We start from the raw sequence: 17,351 nt of genomic DNA, 5'->3' as shown, positions 1-17,351 counted from the left end.
ATGGCAGAACAGCAAACCGTCGGAGTGGGGCTCATCAGCGTTGGTTGGATGGGAAAGGTCCATTCTCGGGCGTATGCCAACATTCCTGTCTTCTACCCGGAGCTAGGGATCAAACCTCGCTTGGTGATCGCCGCCGATACCGCCGAGGACCGTGCCGAATACGCTGTGGACGTCTTGGGTTTTGAGAAGGGAACCACCGACTACCACGAGGTCCTCAACAACCCTGACGTGGATGTTGTCTCGATCTGTGCCCCGAACTTCTTGCACGCTCAGATTGCCCAGGACGCGGCGGCCGCTGGCAAGGCTTTCTGGCTCGAAAAGCCCGCCGGACGGTCGGCGGAGGAGACGCAAGCCATTTCCGACGCGGCGGATCGGGCCGGCGTGGTCAGTGCCGTGGGGTTCAACTACCGCAATGCGCCCGCCATCGAGTACGCGCGGCAGCTCGTGGCGGACGGCAAATTGGGGCGAATCACCAACATCCGCGGCGCGTTCTTCGCCGACTACTCGGCGGATCCCCGGGGGGCTCTGTCGTGGCGCTTCGTTCGCGATCTGGCGGGGTCGGGCGTCCTCGGAGACCTCATGGGGCATCTGATCGATCTGACGCACTATGTGGTGGGACCCGTTGAAGAGGTCACGGCCGCGACCTCGACGGTCTACTCCGAGCGCCCTGAACTTCCTATGGGCAGCGGGACCCATTTCGCGATTGTCGAGAATGGCGAGATGAAGCCCGTGGAGAACGAGGACTACGCTTCGATGATCGTCCGTTACACCCAACCCGATTCTTCGGGGTCGGCATCGCCCGTCATCGGAACGCTGGAAGCCTCTCGTGTGGCCAATGGACCGCGTGCCTCCTATGGCATCGAGGTCTACGGAACCGAAGGGTCTTTCCGTTGGGACTTCGAACGCATGAATGAGCTCCAGCTCGCGCTCAATACCGCGCCCCACGTTGGTTACACCACGGTCATGGCTGGCGCGGAATTCGGCGACTTCTCGGTCTTCCAACCGGGTGCCGGAACCCCCATGGGATATGACGACCTCAAGACCATCGAGGCCAAGAAATTTCTGCTCGCTTTCCTGGGGCAGGACTCGCAGCACGCAGACATCAAGGACGGTTTGGCGGCCAACCGCGTGGTTTCCGCGGCGGAGAAATCAGCCGAAAGCGGCAGCTGGCAGAACGTCGAGCAGGTTTCCAACACCAGCGCGCAGGGTCAGGGGAGGAAATAGTCATGCAAGATCTTTTGAAGGACAAAATCGTTCTGGTCACGGGCGGTTCTCAAGGCCTGGGGCTCGCCATAGCGCGGGCCGCGGCTCGGGAAGGGGCCCGTGGTGTCGCAATCGTTGGACGTAACGGGCAAAAACTGGCCGACGCGGAGAAAGGCCTCGGCGAATTCGCTGCCGAGACCTTGGGCATCGTCGCGGATCTGGAGGTTCCAGGGGAGGCCGAGCGCGTCGTCGCCGAAACCGTCGGCCGGTTCGGTCGGATCGATTCGTTGGTCAACGCGGCGGGGGTCACCACACGGGGTTCGCTGGAGAACACTGACCGTGAGCTCCTTGGCCAGCATCTCGCGGTCAACCTCGTCGCACCGTTCATGACGATGCAGGCTGCTGTGTCCGATATGAAGGGTCGCGGGGAGCCGGGAACCATCCTCAACATCCTCACTATGTCGATGCACGGCGGACAGCCCTACCTTGCGCCGTACGTAGCCTCTAAAGCCGGGCTGGCCGCGGCGACCAAGAATGCTGCTTATTCCCACCGTTGGGACAGGATCCGGATCAATGGGCTGAACATCGGGTGGACGCAGACTCCGGGCGAAGAAGCCATCCAAAAAACCTTCCACGATGCTTCGGACTCTTGGCTGAAGGAGGCGTCCGATTCACAGCCGATGGGCAAATTGGGGCAGCCGGACGAAATCGCGGACGCCGTGGTCTTCCTCCTCTCGGAACGCAGCGGTGTTGTCACGGGATCGATCATCGACTGGGATCAGATGATTCCGGGAACGCACGACTGAAAAACATGCCTCACGGAAGAGGGAACATTATGACGAAATTGGCCACCGCCCCCATTACCTGGGGCGTTATCGAGGTCCCAGACTGGGGAGTCCAACTCAGGCCAGAGCAAGTCCTCACGGAGATGAGGGGGCTCGGGTTCTCGGCGACCGAGTTCGGACCGGAGGGCTTTCTGCCAGACGATCCCGAGGGCCGTTCAAGGGTTTTGAAAGAACACGGCCTCTCGGCCGTCGGCGGCTTCTTTCCTGCGGTTCTGCATCGTGAAGACCAGGATCCGCTGCCGCAGATTCGCAAGGAACTTGAAGCGTACGCGGCGGCAGGGGCGGACGTCATGGTTCTGTCGGCGAATTCCGGGAAGGCGGGATACGATACTCGTCCCGACCTCGGCGATTCCGAATGGGAGACCCTCCTGGGCAACCTCAACACCATCAATGAGGTAGCCGCCGCCGTGGGTGTCACCACAACTTTGCATCCGCACATGGGAACCCTGGTGCAGACCCCGGAGGAAACCGAGCGCGTCCTCGCAGGGTCGACCATCGGCCTCTGTGTGGACACCGGGCATTACACTCTTGCCGGCGGTGATCCGCTGGATCTGGTCCGTAAGCACCCGGATCGGGTCGCGCACATCCATTTGAAGGACGTGGACCTTTCCGTAGCTCAGCAGGTTGCCGACGGGGATTGCGACTACCGAGAAGGATGCCGCCGCGGAATGTACCAAGCGCTGGGCAAGGGCGACGCGAAGATCGCAGAAATTGTCAAAGGCCTCCAGGACACGGGTTACCAGGGTTGGTACGTACTCGAGCAGGACACAGTTCTGGATACGGAAGACGACGCCGCCAAGGCCCACGAGGATGCCCGCTACTCCGCCCAGTTCATCAAAGAACTGATCTGAGGAAGGAACTGTATGGCTCAGAAAATTCGCATCGGCCTGATCGGGACCGGTCGTATAGGGCAGGTTCACTTCCAGAACTTGACCGCATCGCCGGACATCGAACTGACCTGGATTGCAGATGCCTTCCCGGATACGGCTCGCACATTGGGGGAGACCATTGGGGCCAAGGTCACGGCGGACCCTCTCGAACTGATCAATTCAGGTGAGGTGGACGGAGTCGTCATAGCCTCCCCGACCCCCACGCACGTGGAATTGATCGAGGCTTCGGTCGACGCCGGGGTTGCGGTCCTCTGCGAAAAGCCGATTGACCTGGATATCGGGCGGGTTAATGCCCTGAGGGGCAAAGTGGCTGCCTCCCAGGTTCCGGTGGCGTTGGGGTTCAATCGGCGAATGGATCCGGCATTTGCCGAGGTGCGGCAAAGGGTCCAGGCCGGCGAGATCGGGAACCTCGAAGAGGTGACCATCATCAGCCGCGATCCGGCGCCGCCTCCCGCTGCATATTTGGGTGTTTCCGGCGGGATCTTCCGGGATATGACCATCCACGACTTCGACATGGCACGGTATTTCGCCCCCAACATCGTGGACGTGAGTGCGACGGGATCGTGCCTCTTCGACGAGGGTGCTCGTCAGCACGGGGACTTCGACAGCGTGGTCGTCACCCTGACCTCACGGGACGGAAAGCTGATCTCGATCACCAATTCTCGTCACAGCGCAACAGGGCACGATCAGCGCTTGGAAGCTTTCGGATCCGAAGGGGCACTCAATGTGCTCAACTCGTCCACGTCGCTGGTCACCCTGTCCAACGCGGTGTCGGTCGAGTCCAAGGCCACTTATCAGGAGTTTTTCCTGGAGCGGTACGCCGCGGCGTACCTTCTTGAATTGGAAGAATTCGTGAAATGGATCAAGGGCGAGGAATCGCGGAGCCCCACGTACGAAGACGGGCGCGCCGCGTTAATCCTCGCCGATGCCGCTCAGAAATCAGCCGAAACCGGTCGGAAGGTCGCTGTCGACCTGGACTCCTGATGAAATCTCAGTCCTCGATCTTTCCGATCGGTTCGCGCTTTTCGGCCTGGAACTTGTCTTCGGTGCGTCCGAAGGCCCAGTAGCCGGAGATCGAGATCTGATCACGCGGGATTTCACGTTCCTTGAGGAGACGGCGCACCTGTTTGATCGATTCGCGCTCTCCGTGGGCGAAGACATCAACCTTGCCGTCGGGCCACTGCCTCTCGGTCATCAATTGCGCCAGGCGGTTCGGATCAGCTCCAGCTCCTTCCTTGACATTCCATACGATATCCAGACCGGTGGGAGCGGCCAGCTCCTGCCGATCTTCTTCATGATCGAGAACGATGAACGCGTACCCCCGGGCCGATTCTGGCAGGGCCTCGATGGCCGCGCCGATAGCGGGCAGAGCAGAGGCGTCCCCGGCGAAGAGATACCAGTCTGCGGTCGGATCCGGGTTGTACTTGCCGCCCGGGCCCATCAACAGCAACTGGTCCCCTGGGGACGCGGAGGCGGCCCACGGGGCCGCGAGCCCTTCGGCACCGTGGGTCACGAAATCGATGGTCAGCGTGCCCGCTTCTTCGTCCACGCTCCGCACGGTGTACGTCCGGGTCACGGGAACGTCTTCCGGGGGAAGCTTCTCCCGCATTTCCATCATGTCGAAGGGCGCGGTGAGGTTCAGCTCGGGTTTCGCAAAGACCAGTTTGACGTATTGGTCGGTGCATCCGTTGTTCTGGAATGAAGCGAACCCTGAACCGCCCAGAATGAGTCGGACCATATTGGGGGTGAGTTGGCGGCGTTCGAGGACCTCGAGGACGGTTTGGGGTTTGCGTTTGGGGGCTGTCATAGGACTCCAATCCTCGGTTTGATTAGGCTTACCTCACTCTATCTTTCGATCGTGCAAGGCCCAAAGGTCATGCCGCGGGCGGAATTATATTAAGAGGTAGACGGCGCCCAGGATCGTCACCACGATCACGGCGAGGTCGAAGGTCTTCTGTCGAATCTTCTGGGCGGCCCACCGACCAAAGAGGGCGCCAACGACCACAGCGGGAACCAGAATCAGATCCATGAGCAGCGTGTTCCAGGTGATGAGTCCCAAGCTGATAGACACCGGGAGCTTGAGCACATTCATGGTCGCAAAGAACCACGCGGCCGTGCCCAAGAAAGCATTCACGGGGAATCGAGCCGCGAGGAAATACATGGACATGACGGGCCCGCCGGCATTGGCAACCATGGTCGTGAAACCGCCCAAGGATCCGTAACCGGTGGCCGCGCCCCAAGATGCGGGTACGGGATCCCCCGTGGTTTTGGCCCTTTTTCGACGCTGCCACAGGGTCAGTCCCATCAGCATCAGCAGCAATATGCCGATCACACGCTGCACCACGGCGTCGCCTGCGAATGCCAGGAAGACACCGCCTGCCGCCAGACCGATCAGGACGGCGGGAATCATGCGGATGAGGGTCGGCCAATCGGCGTGTCGGCGGTAGGTCCACAAAGCGAATGCGTCACCGACGAGCAAGAGGACCAGGAGCGCTCCCGTGGACGGCCTCGCGGGCAGTACCGCTGCGAAGATTGCCACGGCGAGGGTATTGATCCCTGGCAGCGCAGTCTTAGAGAACCCCACCAATACGGCCGCCAGGGCCAGTCCGGTCCAAGCGAGCAACGTCAATTCGGGCAGCACGGAGCTCTAGCCGCCGAAAGGCAAGCGCGAGTCGATATCCTGCTCTTCCCACTGCTGACGGACCCATCCGTGATGAGGGTCGTCGCTGATGAGCCACTTGCGGACCGGCCCGGGACCGGCCATGACGTTCAGGTAGTACAGGTCGTATCCTGGAGGGGCCATAGCCGGACCGTGCCAGCCATAAGGGACCAGCACGACGTCGCCGGTTCGAACTTCGGCATTGACGTCGATGGGACGGTCGTCGGAGGCGTAGACACGCTGGTATCCGATCGAGTCGGTGGCTTCTTGCGGGGCACCCGGAGTCACTCGCGTCTCGAAGTAGTAGATCTCCTCGAGTTGGGTCTCGACGCCCTCTTTTTCCTCGTCATGCTTGTGGGGAGGGTAGGAAGACCAGTTGCCGGCAGGGGTCAGGACTTCGCAGACGATAAATCGGTCGGCCTCAAGGGACGCGGGGGTTCCGAAGTTCCGCACCTCCCGCGAGCAGTTGCCTGCACCGCGCAATTCGAGCGGGGCCTCGTCCTTGGTGATCAGGCGAGTAGGGTACTCATTCTTGGCCGGTGCGGAGGCGACGGCAAAGCGAACGCCCTGAGCTCCGGAGAGTTCTACGGCCTTGTTGGCCCCCGTGTACAGGACATCCGTAGGGCCGTGGAAAACGGATTCGCGGCCCGAGAGCTCATAATTCTGACCGTCGACCACCGCGGCGACATCGCCCGTCAGCGGGATGACGATGCGTTCTTCCGGAACGGCATCCAGGGAGATGGTCTCACCTGCGAAAGTCGCGGTCTTGAGGCCGGTATGCTCCCAGCCGTCGACCTGCTGTGCGGAATCATACGCACCGAGGGAAACATTCCAAGGGCCATCGGTTGCTGTGCCTGCGGGGTAAACCCAGTTCGTCATCGTTGCATCCTTTCGGGGAGGTGTTTCCGGACGGTTGAAGTCTTGTGGTCAGGCGGAGAGGGTCATCTCGAAGGAATATGAATCCGCGCGATAGACGTGTCGACCGGTTTCGGCTCGTCTGCCGATATCGTCGGTTGCGGTCCGGGACATGGTTACCAGGGCCGATCCGGTGCTCGTCTTGAGCAGTTTGGCCTGCTCATTGGTGGCCACCGCAGCGCCGATCTTCTGCTGTGCGAGCCTGAAATTGATCCCTTGTTGGCGCAGAATCGTGTACAGCCCGCGAGATTCGAGCCCTTCGCGGCTAAGGTCCGCGATCTCGAGGGGAACCCAATTTTCCATGATCGCCAGCGGTGTGCCTGAACGGCTGCGCACACGCTTGAAGTAGTACACAGGGTCTCCCGACGCGAGGTTGAGCCGCTCGGCGACGTCGTCCGGGGCTTTGGTTTCCTTGAATTCCAGAACCTCGGTGGTGGGCTGGGCGTGGTCGTCACTCAGGTCCTCGTACAGCGAGGTCAATCCGACGGAGCGTCGAATCTCCGAGGCTACGACCTGCGTCCCGACGCCTCGTTTGCGGACCAGGAGCCCCGAACGGACGAGCTCGTCCATGGCCTTGCGCACCGTGGGTCGGGACAGGTGAAGGTCCTTGGCCAGGGAAAGCTCGTTGTCGAGCATGGTCCCCGGGGGAAGGACGCCCTCGGCGATGGCCGTCTCGATGCCATGGACCAGCTGATGGTACAGCGGCACGGGCGATGAGCGGTCGATCGTGACGTCGATTGAGGCTGTCATGGGTTACTCCGTCGTTGGTTCCCTACTATTGTTCTTTGTAAGGACAATAGGATTTAAGCGTAGCATGGCGGGCACTCTTCGGGTCGAACGACCCAAGAATCCCGCGTTGACCAGGTCTGATCTGTCATACAGCAGGATGGATGAGGCAGAACATACTGACTTCGACTAGATATGAGAAGTCACCGCCGTATTTCATGTGAGGAGGGTTTGCCGTTATGGCGCCCAGTTCCGAATCGCAGGTTCGTCCCGATACCACAGCTCCGGATGCATCGGAGAAGAAACTGACCGGGAAAATGCGGGCGGCAGCCATGATCCTCACGGTGGGTGGGCTGCTCTTCGGCTATGACACCGGTGTCATCAACGGGGCCTTGCCATCCATGGCTGCCGACTTCGGTATGGGCGAGGAGTACGAGGGCTTCGTGACCTCTGCCCTCCAATTCGGCGCGATATTCGGTGCCGTTTTCGGCGGGCGCTTCTCCGACCGCCATGGGAGGCACCGGACCGTCGTTGTGGTGGCCGCTCTCTTCACCTTCGGGGCGATCGGCTCGGTCTTGGCCCCAACCTGGTGGGTCCTGTCCCTCTTCCGGGTCGTCCTGGGTCTGGCCGTCGGCGGTGCATCCGTCACCGTGCCCGTTTACTTGGCGGAACTTGCGCCCACTCATCTGCGAGGGAGGGTTATTTCTCAGAATGAATTCATGGTGGTCTTCGGCCAGCTCCTGGCCTTCGGGTTCAATGCGGGCATCGCGGGCGTCACCGACGCTGGGCAAGCCAATACGTGGCGGTGGATGCTTGCGATATGCATTGTGCCGGCCATCGTTCTGTGGGCAGGAATGATTGCCGTCCCGGAATCTCCCCGATGGTTGGCTCGTGGCGGGCGAATCGACGAAATGCTGGAAGTGCTCCGCGAAGTTCGCGAGCACACGTTCTCATCGGACGAGCTCGAGGAAGTCAAAGAACTTGCCGCAAAGGACGAGCAGGCGGCGTCGGGGACCCTCGGTGACGTGTTCGGGACGCCGTGGATCCGGAGGATCCTGTTCATCGGTGTCGGAATGGCGGTCATCAACCAGATTTCCGGGATCAACGTGGTTCAGTACTACGGCGTCACCATTCTGACGGACGCCGGTTTTGTGGGGAATACTGCTTTCGTGGTGAACCTTCTGATCGGTCTTGCCGGGGTCGTCGGAGTGGGGGTGGCTCTGGTGATCATGCCGCACGTCCGGCGCAAACTCATGTTGAGTTCGGGACTGACCGGAACCATCGTCATGCTCTCCATCCTGGCTACGACATCGATACTCATGAGCGACGATGCGTCCGCGAAGCGGTGGATCATATTGTTCTCGATCGTGATCTTTGTGGGCATCTCCCAATGCGCCATCGGCACGATGACCTGGTTGTACATGTCCGAAATTTTCCCGTTGACGGTTCGAGGGGTGGCGATGGGGATCAGCACGGGCGTCCAGTGGAGCGTGAACTTCTTAGTAGCCCTGCTCTTCCCTTTGCTCTCCGCAGCGCTCGGATTCGGCTCGACGATCGCGATATTCGTCGTCTTGCAGATTCTGGCTCTCGTATGGGTCCGACTCAAGGCCCCGGAGACCAAAGACAAATCACTCGAGCGGATCGAGATGGAGTTCCGCGAGGCATAACGTCAAGCCGCCGAAAACAAGCGCGACGCCAGGACCTGGAACGAGTAATGTGGGGCAGGCGACACCGGGGCATTTTCGGTCCCGGTCTTCGAACCGCCACAGGAGGTCTGCGTGAGGCTTTGGTCCCTCGACCCGTCCTACTTGGATGCAAAAGGACTCGTGGCCGCCTGGAGGGAAGCGCTGCTGGCGCAAAAAGTTCTGGCGGGGGCCACCCATGGTTACCGGCAGCACCCCCAGCTGATCCGCTTCCGACAGAGTGAGGCCCCTCGAGCGGCATTGTCTGCTTTTCTCAGGGGAATCCATAGAGAGGCTACGTCGCGCGGCTACAGGTTCGACGTCGAAAAAATCGTCAAGGGGCCGTTGCTTTCCGGGGAGACCGAGCTTACCCAGCCCGGTCCGGACTGGGTCGATCTGTCTGAACCCAGTGCGGAGGCGAGTCCCACAGGCAATTCCGACGGCGAGGCCGAGCCGCAGGTCTTGCCGCCAGCCTCAGGAAATACCTCGATATCGGACGCTTCCCGTACGGTTCCGGCGATCCCCGTGACTCAGGGCCAACTTGACTACGAGGCCGAGCTGTTGACGTTCAAATTGCGCATGCGCGCCCCCAAACTCGTCGGACGCCTCGAATCCGACCTGCGAAATGCGACCCTCAAGAACCACCCCCTGTTTAGGGTTATCCCCGGCGATATCGAGCCGTGGGAGAAAGTGAGAGACGACCTATGACCACATTTGAACACAACGCGCACATCGCTCATCCTCGATCCGCCGTGACCGAGTGGTACGGCAGGCCGGGGGCGGTGGTCAGGCTCACCCCGCCGTGGAACTCCAAGGTCCTGACCGAACCGACCCACGGACTCGAGGTCGGTTCGAAAACGGAATTGCTCATGGGGGTGCAGTGGGCCGAAGGGTTGCTTCCCGGCAACATACCGATCAGGCCAGGAACGCGCTGGACTGCAGAACATACCGAGTATGTGCCGGGCGCGAGCTTCACGGACGAGATGAAGAGAGGCCCGCTCAAGTCCTGGAAGCATCAGCACCAATTCACGGACGTGGAACAGGGCCAGACGATGGTCTCCGATACCGTGAATTACGAATTGCCGGGTGGGTTGGAGAATCGTTTCAAATTCAGCGCCAATGCTTTCGATAAAGAACTTGAGCGCGTCTTCGCATTCCGTACGGATCAGACGCAAGCGGATCTGGACTTCGCTTCGTACTTGGACGACCACCGTGAGAGCAAGGGGCAGGGCACCGGAAAGCTCAAAGTCGCGATTGCCGGTGCATCCGGGCTCGTCGGAACGCAGGTTTCGGCTCTTCTGCGCGCAGCGGGACATGAGGTCATCCACCTTAAACGCCGTCAGGGCTTCAGTGGAACCATCGGCGAGGGGCAAATTGCTTGGGATCCGGAACAGCAAACCCTGGACCCTCAACACCTCGTCGGTCTGGACGCCGTCATCAATCTGGCCGGCGCCGGAATTGCCGGACCTTTCACCGAGAAGCACCGTCGTGCGGTGCTCGAATCCCGTCTCAAGAGCACCGAGACCATCGTTGCCGCGATGCGGGAGGTCACGGACAGCGGCGGACCCAAGATCCTGATTAACGCCTCGGCGAGCGGATATTACGGGCACGAGGCCGACGTCGTCACGGAGACCGACGGTCCGGGGCAGGATTTCTTGGCCGAAGTCTGCACCCAGTGGGAAGCCGCCGCGCGGAAAGCCGAAGACTTCGGAACGCGTGTCGTCCTCGTCCGGACGGGACTGGTGCTCAGCTCGTCCGGCGGGCTTCTGGCCGCCCAGCTGCCTCTGTACTTGGCCGGAGCAGGTGGCCCCCTCGGCGGGGGAGAACAGTGGCAACCGTGGATCAGCGTGGAAGATCTCGCCCAGGTATACGCGTTCGCGATAGCCGACCCCGAACTATCCGGCCCGGTCAATGCCGCGGCCCCTCACCCGGTCCGGCAGAAGGAATTCGCCAAGACATTGGCCTCGATTCTTCGGCGTCCGAGCATCGTACCCACGCCCAAACAGGCGCCGGGTCTGCTTCTTGGAAAGCAAGGCGCTCGCGAGCTCGCACTGAGTTCCGCCGCTTTGGTGCCCCGTGTTCTGGAAAACCACGGGTACTCGTTCCGATTCGCAGAGATCGAATCGGCACTCCGGCACACTTTGGGAAGGACCAATCGTTGACCCCAGAGCATGCCCCCTCCGGCAACGGCAGAACATCGGATAGCCGCCCGGAGGGCTCGGAGGTGAACTCTGCCGGGTCGAGGCAGGAACCACCGACGATCACGGGTGCCTTGCCCGAGGTCATCGTTCCGGACGAGTCGGCGGGTCGTAACCCGCGAAAAGACCTCAAGACCGGCTTCCTTCTCGCTTTCATCGCGTACGGCCTCTGGGGTTTCCTTCCCCTGTACTTCGCCGCGATCAAGCCCACGGGCGCCTTCGAAATCTTGGGGTGGCGCATCGTTTTCTCCTTGTGTCTGTGCGTACTTTTGGTGACCGCGACGCGATCGTGGGGGCGCGTTGCGACGGCTTTCAAGGACCGACGTGTGAACCTGACCTTGGGCATGGCCGGGGGCATCGTTTCCATCAACTGGCTGGTTTATATTTTTGCGACGACGACCGGGCACGTCCTCGAAGCTTCCCTCGGATACTTCATCAATCCCGTCGCGACGATCGTCCTCGGGGTTTTCGTTCTGCATGAGAAATTGCGCAGACTTCAATGGATCGCGGTGGGAATCAGTCTGGTCGCCATCGTTGTCCTCACGGTCGAATACGGGTCGCTTCCGTGGATGTCCCTGTTGATCGCGGGCAGTTTTGCGCTGTACGGCCTGGTCAAGAAGAACGTCGGTGGACGCGTCGACTCGTTGACGGGTCTGACCTTCGAAACGGCGTGGTTGTTCATCCCCTCGGTCGTCGTTCTGGCGCTGGTCGGAACGGTGGGTGGTGGTCTTGCTTTCAGCCAAATCGGCCCCCTCAAAACCGCATTGCTCGTGGGCACCGGATTAATCACCCTGATCCCGCTCCTGGCTTTCGCAGGTGCCGCTACTCGTTTGCCCCTGTCATATGTGGGAATGGTGCAGTATTTCACCCCCATCATGCAGTTTCTGGCGGGGTATCTGCTCCTTGGGGAGGAGATGTCAACGGGCCGCTGGATCGGGTTTGGCATCGTCTGGCTCGCGATTCTCGTCCTGATCATTGACGCCGTTCGTGCCGCCCGTTCCTACCGCAATGCTCTGAAAACGGCCCGCTCGCAGGAGGCCGTTTGATCCGAGAATCGCCGTGAGGAACCCCGTAGAATCTCCTGACATGGGAGCTTCTCGTGGCTCTTGTGCGGAGATCGGATCGTTGTGCCGTAGCTAACGAACTCTCTGGTACTATTTCGTCGCTGGTTCAGCTCGGTCCAGTGTTTCCGCCCTTTGAGAGGCTCACATGACAGACAACAGACCTTCCGGGGAAAAGCCCGATCTGCCCTGGGCAAGCTCTTCAGGGGACGCGGAAGAGGGACGCCCTGAGACGGCCGCTGGCGACGCCGTCGTCAAAAGCAAGCTGCCCCAAGCCGAGTCGAAGCGTTCCATCTTGTTGGGCGCGTTGTTCCTCATGGCGACTTCGGCGATCGGCCCGGGTTTCATTACGCAGACGGCGACCTTCACGGTCAAGATGGGTGCCGCCTTCGCCTTCGCGATATTCCTGTCGATTCTTGTTGATATCGCCGTTCAACTGAACGTGTGGCGTGTGATCGGCGTCAGCGGTCTGAGAGCCAGCGAGCTCGGCAACAGAATTTTGCCCGGTGTGGGCATCCTTCTCGGCGTTTTCGTGGTTTTCGGCGGTTTCGTGTTCAACGTCGGCAACGTTGCCGGCGGAGGGCTCGGCATCAACGCGATGACGGGACTGGACACCACCTGGGGAGGAATCATCACGGCAGTGTTGGCGGTCCTCGTGTTCTTGTCAAAGAAAGCCGGAGTGGCCTTGGACAAGATCGTGGTCGTGCTAGGCGTCCTGATGATCCTGATCACCGGATATGTTGCGGTGGTGTCGGGCCCGCCCATCGGCGACGCTCTGCGCCAGACCGTTTTCCCGGACAACGTCGATCTGGCCGTGATCACGACCTTGATCGGCGGAACCGTGGGTGGCTACATCACCTACGCCGGCGCACACCGCATGATCGACGCCGGCGTCTCCGGAGTCGACGACGTCAAATCCATCTCCAACGCGTCCATCACTTCGATCGTGGTCACCGGTGTGATGCGTTACCTTCTTTTCCTCGCGATCCTCGGGGTTGTCGCCGGAGGTGTGACGCTGACCAGCTCCAATCTCGCGGCGGAGGCATTCCAGCACGCAGCGGGCGAAATCGGGCTGCGTCTCTTCGGCGTGATCCTGTGGGCCGCATCGATTTCCTCGGTGATCGGCGCCGCTTATACATCCGTTTCGTTCATGACCACACGGAACACCAAGACTTGGATTCGCAACGTGCTGACGGTCGGCATGATCGTGCTCTCCACGATCGTCTTCTTCTCCTTGGGCAAGGCGCCAGGAACGTTGTTGGTCATCGCCGGCACTATCAATGGTCTGATCCTCCCTCTGGGGTTCACCGTGATCTTGATCGTTGCGATTTTCCGGCGAGATTTGCTGAGCGGTTACAGATACCCGAAGTGGTTGATCGTCGTGGGCGTGCTGGTGTGGTTGTTGACCTTGTACTTGGGGGCCAGCGCCGTGGGTCAGCTTTCGACCCTGTGGAACGGATAGCGCGCCTAAACATCCCGGTGGCCAAAGGCTACCGACGCGGCATCAACCAGAGCCGCACCTGTGACCAATGCTCCTGAATCGTTGGGAAGGGGACAGCCCTTTCCCAACGATTCACGCGCGAGTGGCCTTCTCGGAGAGGCCTCGCGGCCCTGGTCGCCGCATCACGTGGCCCGGCAGCAGTCAGTTCGCTGTTTCGACCCGGCCCAAGATCATTCCGGCCGATAGCTTGTGCCCCGGTTCCACGGGCTCACGACGAAAGACGCCGGTCGCCGGAGATTCTAGCGGCATCTCGGTCTTCATGGCCTCCACTATCGCCAACCTCTGCCCTTCCTCTACGGTCGCGGAATCTTCCGCCTCCCAACGAACCAATGAGCCGCTGAGCGTTGCGGTGACCTCGACGTCGCTCGACCCCGGCGCGTCCGTCTGAGCGCCGCTGGTTCCCGAGAATTGGACTCCTCCGAGCCCATCAGCGAGCCCAGCACCGATTCTCGCGAGTGCTTTGGCAGGGAAACGAACCTTGGTCAGCCGGCCTTCGATTTCGATCCCCGCAGTGACGGAGGCCGTGGCGTCGGAAGCGGACTCACCGAACAGTGTCCTGTCCGCATAGCGCGGAGCACTGTAGCCGCCGTCGGATTCCAGGACCGGGGTCAGAACGTCCTCGATCCAGGTCGTGTAGACGTTGAAGGGAGAGGACGTGAAGTCCTTGTGCTCGAGGACGGCACGGTGGAATGGAAGAGTGGTCGAGACTCCACTGAGCGTCAATTCGGCCAGGGCGCGACGGGCTCGAGCCAGGGCGGCATCGCGAGTCGGGCCGGTCACAATGAGTTTGGCCAAAAGGGAATCGAAATCCCCGGCAACCTCGGAACCCGTGACAACTCCGGCATCCCATCGAATTCCCGGGCCCGTGGGAACCGTGATGCCTGTTACCGTACCGCCGGCAGGGAGGAAACCCCGTCCGGGATCTTCCGCATTGATGCGGAACTCGATGGAGTGTCCTTGTGCTTTCGGGGCACTCTCAAAAGGCAGGCGTTCGCCAGCGGCGACGTCGAGCTGCATGCCTAAGAGGTCGACGCCGAACGTCTCTTCCGTAACAGGGTGCTCGACCTGGATGCGGGTATTGACCTCGAGAAAAGAGATCAGTCCGTCCGCGCCGACCAGGAACTCCACCGTTCCCGCGTTGACGTAGCCGGCCTCCCGAAAGATCGCCGCGGATGCTTTCTCGATATTTTCCAGCTGTTCCTCACTCAGGAACGGCGCCGGTGCTTCCTCCACGAGCTTCTGGTTGCGGCGCTGCAGAGAACAATCGCGGGTTCCCACCACGACGACTCCTCCGTGCGAATCCGCGATAACCTGCGCTTCGACGTGACGAGGCTTCTCGAGGAAGCGCTCGACGAAGCATTCGCTCCGGCCGAAGGCGCTGTGGGCCTCGCGAGCGGCGGATTCGAAGGCCGACTCGACCTGATCGACGTCTCGGACCACGCGCATACCGCGACCGCCACCACCGTGTGCGGCTTTGATGATGATCGGCAATCCGTGCTCTTCGGCGAAGTCCCGAGCTTCATGGGCGTTCGCCAACGGCCCGTCCGTCCCGGGAGCCAGTGGTGCTCCGGCGGCCGTTGCTATGGAACGGGCCTGAATTTTGTCGCCGAGGGCCTCAATCGTCTCGGCGGTGGGGCCTATCCACGTCAGGCCCGCGTTGACCACGGCTCGCGCGAAATCCGCGGACTCGGCCAGAAAGCCGTACCCGGGGTGGACATCCGTTGCCCCGGATCGTCGCGCTATGTCGAGGAGCTTTTCGATATTGAGGTAGGTGTCCGTGGGGGCGTTGCCTTCGAGCGCGTAGGCCTCGTCGGCGAGATGGACGTGGAGGGATTCTGCATCGGAGGCGGCGTAGACGGCAACGGTGCCGATGCCGCGTTCGGCGCATGCGTGGATCACGCGAACCGCGATCTCCGAACGGTTGGCAATCAGGACTTTGCGCATGGGGATTCTCCGGGGTATGTGGTGTTTTGAATGGGCTCTTCGGCGGCGTCGAAAACGAGGCGGACCAGCGTGCCTGGCGGCGACTGTGCGAGGAGACGCAAGTATTCCGGCTCAACGACTCCGATCACCGGATAACCACCGGTTACGGGGTGGTCGGCCATGAAAACGACGGGGTTTCCGTTGGGCGGCACTTGGATGGCTCCGGCGACGATGCCTTCGCTGGGCAATTCGCGACCTTGGGCCTTTGCCGTGCGGGTCAGCGGAGAAGGAAGCGGATCCTCGTCGGGTTCATGGGTGGGTCTCGCGAGGCGCACGCCTACCCGGTTGCTTTCTTCCGTGACGGCCCATACGGTCCGTGAGGTCTCGCGAACGGACTCGGAAGTGAACCAGTCGATTCGTGGACCGGGAGAAACCGGAATGTCCGTGACCTCATGGGGATGCGGCAGCTCCGCCCCGCCTTCGTCCAACTCGACGGCCCGTCGGGGCTCGGGCCCGATGCGCACGACGGCGTTCTTGACCATCTGGGCGGGCCCCAGCTTGGCCAGGGTATCCGTGGCGGTACTCCCGAGGACCGAATTCACGCGAATTCCTCCGCGTACGGCCAGGTAGATCCGCAGTCCACGAACGGCCGGACCGATGGTGAGCCGTTGGCCCGAGCGCAAGGCAAATGGTCGGTTCCGAGGAACCCGGAAACTGGTGCCATCGGTCTGGACGGTCAGTTCGGCTTCTGCACCGGTGACGGCCAGGACGGTATCCGTCAGTGCAGTTGCCGTCAGCCCGCCGGCAGTGTTCTCGAGGACGCTCGCCTCAGGGTCGTTGCCCACGAGCCGATTCGCGGACTGGGCGGCCACGGCGTCGGCCCAGCCGGAAGGGCTCACGCCCCAGTCCGTATGTCCCTCTCTGCCCCGGTCCTGCACCATGGTCGCGAGTCCTGGGGCGTCGATGCGAAGCGCTTCGGTCGTGCCCTGAACTGGGTCCGTCATCTCCGCTGAAGCTTTTTTCTCCTGCTGGCCGTTTCTCCCGGATTCTGCCTTCTTTTCTTGTAATTCCATCGAATCCCGAACGCGCGAGAAGCGGACCACGGTCCCCGGCGTGATCAAGGCAGGAACCTCCTGATCGAGGTCCCACACGGGTGCGTTCGTCGTGCCGATCAGTTGCCACCCACCGGGTGAAGCGCTGGGATACACGGCAGAAAATTCTCCGGCCAGAGCGACGGAACCCGCAGGAACTTTGGTCCGTGGGCTGTCCCTCCTCGGGACCGTAAGATCGGTTGTTGGCTGGGGCCCGACGCCAACGAGGTACGCGAAGCCGGGGGAAAAACCGGAGAAGGCCGCCGTCCAGGCCGTCCCCGTGTGGCGTTCGACGACTTCATCCGCGGAAATGCCGAGGTGAGCCGCGACGTCCTCAAGATCCTCTCCGTCGTAGCGGACGGGGATTTCGACCTCGCGCGCCCGGGAAGAGCTGCCGTGGCGGCCGGCCATGGTGGACAACTCGATTGACAGCTCGCGTGCCCTGGCAGGGCCCAAGGGCGAACGAAAGCGAGCGAGGAGGGTCGTGGCCGCCGGGACCAATTCGAGCTGATCCGGCAATGGATTCTCCGTCAGCGCGGTGTGGAGGTCCAGGACGTCGTCGATCCCACCGCAATCGATCAAAAGCGCGGAGCGACCTGCACGCTGCACCTGCCGGCGGTTGTGTTCTGGCATCGCGGCTCCTGTCGTTTCTTCGCC

The 17,351-nt window shown here is 61.6% G+C and carries 15 protein-coding genes; 9 read left to right on the top strand and 6 right to left on the bottom strand.

The window, feature by feature from the left end; genetic code table 11:
• Genes EWV35_RS07330 through iolG form a run of 4 tightly spaced genes read left to right on the top strand, consistent with a single transcriptional unit; the run spans position 1 to position 3,922 of the window.
• The gene (locus EWV35_RS07330; protein ID WP_129659953.1) at positions 1-1,224 is read left to right on the top strand and encodes a Gfo/Idh/MocA family protein; all 1,224 of its coding nucleotides are present in this window, start codon (positions 1-3) and stop codon (positions 1,222-1,224) included.
• A gap of 2 nt (positions 1,225-1,226) precedes the next feature.
• Positions 1,227-2,009: an SDR family oxidoreductase gene (locus EWV35_RS07325; protein WP_129659950.1), complete on the top strand. Its 783-nt coding sequence runs from the start codon at positions 1,227-1,229 to the stop codon at positions 2,007-2,009.
• A gap of 29 nt (positions 2,010-2,038) precedes the next feature.
• Complete coding sequence (locus EWV35_RS07320) at positions 2,039-2,899, top strand: TIM barrel protein (protein WP_238654263.1); 861 nt, start codon at positions 2,039-2,041, stop codon at positions 2,897-2,899.
• Positions 2,900-2,911: 12 nt separating this feature from the next.
• Positions 2,912-3,922 carry an inositol 2-dehydrogenase gene (gene iolG, locus EWV35_RS07315; protein ID WP_129659947.1) on the top strand — a complete coding sequence of 337 codons (1,011 nt, stop codon included), beginning with the start codon at positions 2,912-2,914 and terminating at the stop codon, positions 3,920-3,922.
• 7 nt (positions 3,923-3,929) lie between these two features.
• Here iolG and EWV35_RS07310 read toward each other — a convergent pair whose 3' ends face one another.
• From EWV35_RS07310 to EWV35_RS07295, 4 genes are all read right to left on the bottom strand, one after another.
• Positions 3,930-4,745, bottom strand: coding sequence for a siderophore-interacting protein (locus EWV35_RS07310; RefSeq protein WP_129659944.1), 816 nt, complete (start codon positions 4,743-4,745; stop codon positions 3,930-3,932).
• A gap of 84 nt (positions 4,746-4,829) precedes the next feature.
• Positions 4,830-5,576, bottom strand: a complete 747-nt coding sequence (locus EWV35_RS07305) for a sulfite exporter TauE/SafE family protein (protein WP_129660959.1) — start codon at positions 5,574-5,576, stop codon at positions 4,830-4,832.
• Positions 5,577-5,585: 9 nt separating this feature from the next.
• Positions 5,586-6,476, bottom strand: a complete 891-nt coding sequence (iolB, locus tag EWV35_RS07300; protein WP_129659941.1) for a 5-deoxy-glucuronate isomerase — start codon at positions 6,474-6,476, stop codon at positions 5,586-5,588.
• A gap of 48 nt (positions 6,477-6,524) precedes the next feature.
• The gene (locus EWV35_RS07295) at positions 6,525-7,262 is read right to left on the bottom strand and encodes a GntR family transcriptional regulator (protein WP_129659938.1); all 738 of its coding nucleotides are present in this window, start codon (positions 7,260-7,262) and stop codon (positions 6,525-6,527) included.
• A gap of 215 nt (positions 7,263-7,477) precedes the next feature.
• On the opposite strand from EWV35_RS07295, the gene EWV35_RS07290 reads away from it, so the two are divergent.
• From EWV35_RS07290 to EWV35_RS07270, 5 genes are all read left to right on the top strand, one after another.
• Positions 7,478-8,905: a sugar porter family MFS transporter gene (locus EWV35_RS07290; RefSeq protein WP_129659935.1), complete on the top strand. Its 1,428-nt coding sequence runs from the start codon at positions 7,478-7,480 to the stop codon at positions 8,903-8,905.
• 111 nt (positions 8,906-9,016) lie between these two features.
• Positions 9,017-9,628, top strand: a complete 612-nt coding sequence (locus EWV35_RS07285) for a pyrimidine dimer DNA glycosylase/endonuclease V (RefSeq protein ID WP_129659932.1) — start codon at positions 9,017-9,019, stop codon at positions 9,626-9,628.
• Positions 9,625-11,082: a TIGR01777 family oxidoreductase gene (locus tag EWV35_RS07280; protein ID WP_129659929.1), complete on the top strand. Its 1,458-nt coding sequence runs from the start codon at positions 9,625-9,627 to the stop codon at positions 11,080-11,082. The genes EWV35_RS07285 and EWV35_RS07280 overlap by 4 nt, the downstream gene beginning before the upstream one ends.
• Entirely contained in the window at positions 11,079-12,164 is a 1,086-nt protein-coding gene (gene rarD / locus EWV35_RS07275) for an EamA family transporter RarD (protein ID WP_238654261.1), read from the top strand. The genes EWV35_RS07280 and rarD overlap by 4 nt, the downstream gene beginning before the upstream one ends.
• 163 nt (positions 12,165-12,327) lie before the next feature.
• Complete coding sequence (locus tag EWV35_RS07270; RefSeq protein ID WP_129659926.1) at positions 12,328-13,641, top strand: NRAMP family divalent metal transporter; 1,314 nt, start codon at positions 12,328-12,330, stop codon at positions 13,639-13,641.
• A 180-nt stretch (positions 13,642-13,821) separates the two neighbouring features.
• Here the strand turns inward: EWV35_RS07270 and EWV35_RS07265 are convergent, their stop codons facing one another.
• Together EWV35_RS07265 and EWV35_RS07260 are read right to left on the bottom strand one after the other, a co-directional pair.
• The gene (locus tag EWV35_RS07265) at positions 13,822-15,624 is read right to left on the bottom strand and encodes an acetyl/propionyl/methylcrotonyl-CoA carboxylase subunit alpha (RefSeq protein ID WP_129659923.1); all 1,803 of its coding nucleotides are present in this window, start codon (positions 15,622-15,624) and stop codon (positions 13,822-13,824) included.
• Entirely contained in the window at positions 15,609-17,327 is a 1,719-nt protein-coding gene (locus tag EWV35_RS07260; RefSeq protein WP_129659920.1) for a 5-oxoprolinase subunit B/C family protein, read from the bottom strand. Before EWV35_RS07260 ends, EWV35_RS07265 begins: the two co-directional genes overlap by 16 nt.
• Positions 17,328-17,351 lie beyond the last annotated feature (24 nt).

The sequence above is a fragment of the Rothia uropygialis genome, from assembly GCF_004137765.1.
Lineage (GTDB): Bacteria > Actinomycetota > Actinomycetes > Actinomycetales > Micrococcaceae > Rothia.
The sequence above is the reverse complement of the archived record's forward strand: the minus strand, read 5'-3'. Positions and strand labels throughout refer to the sequence as shown.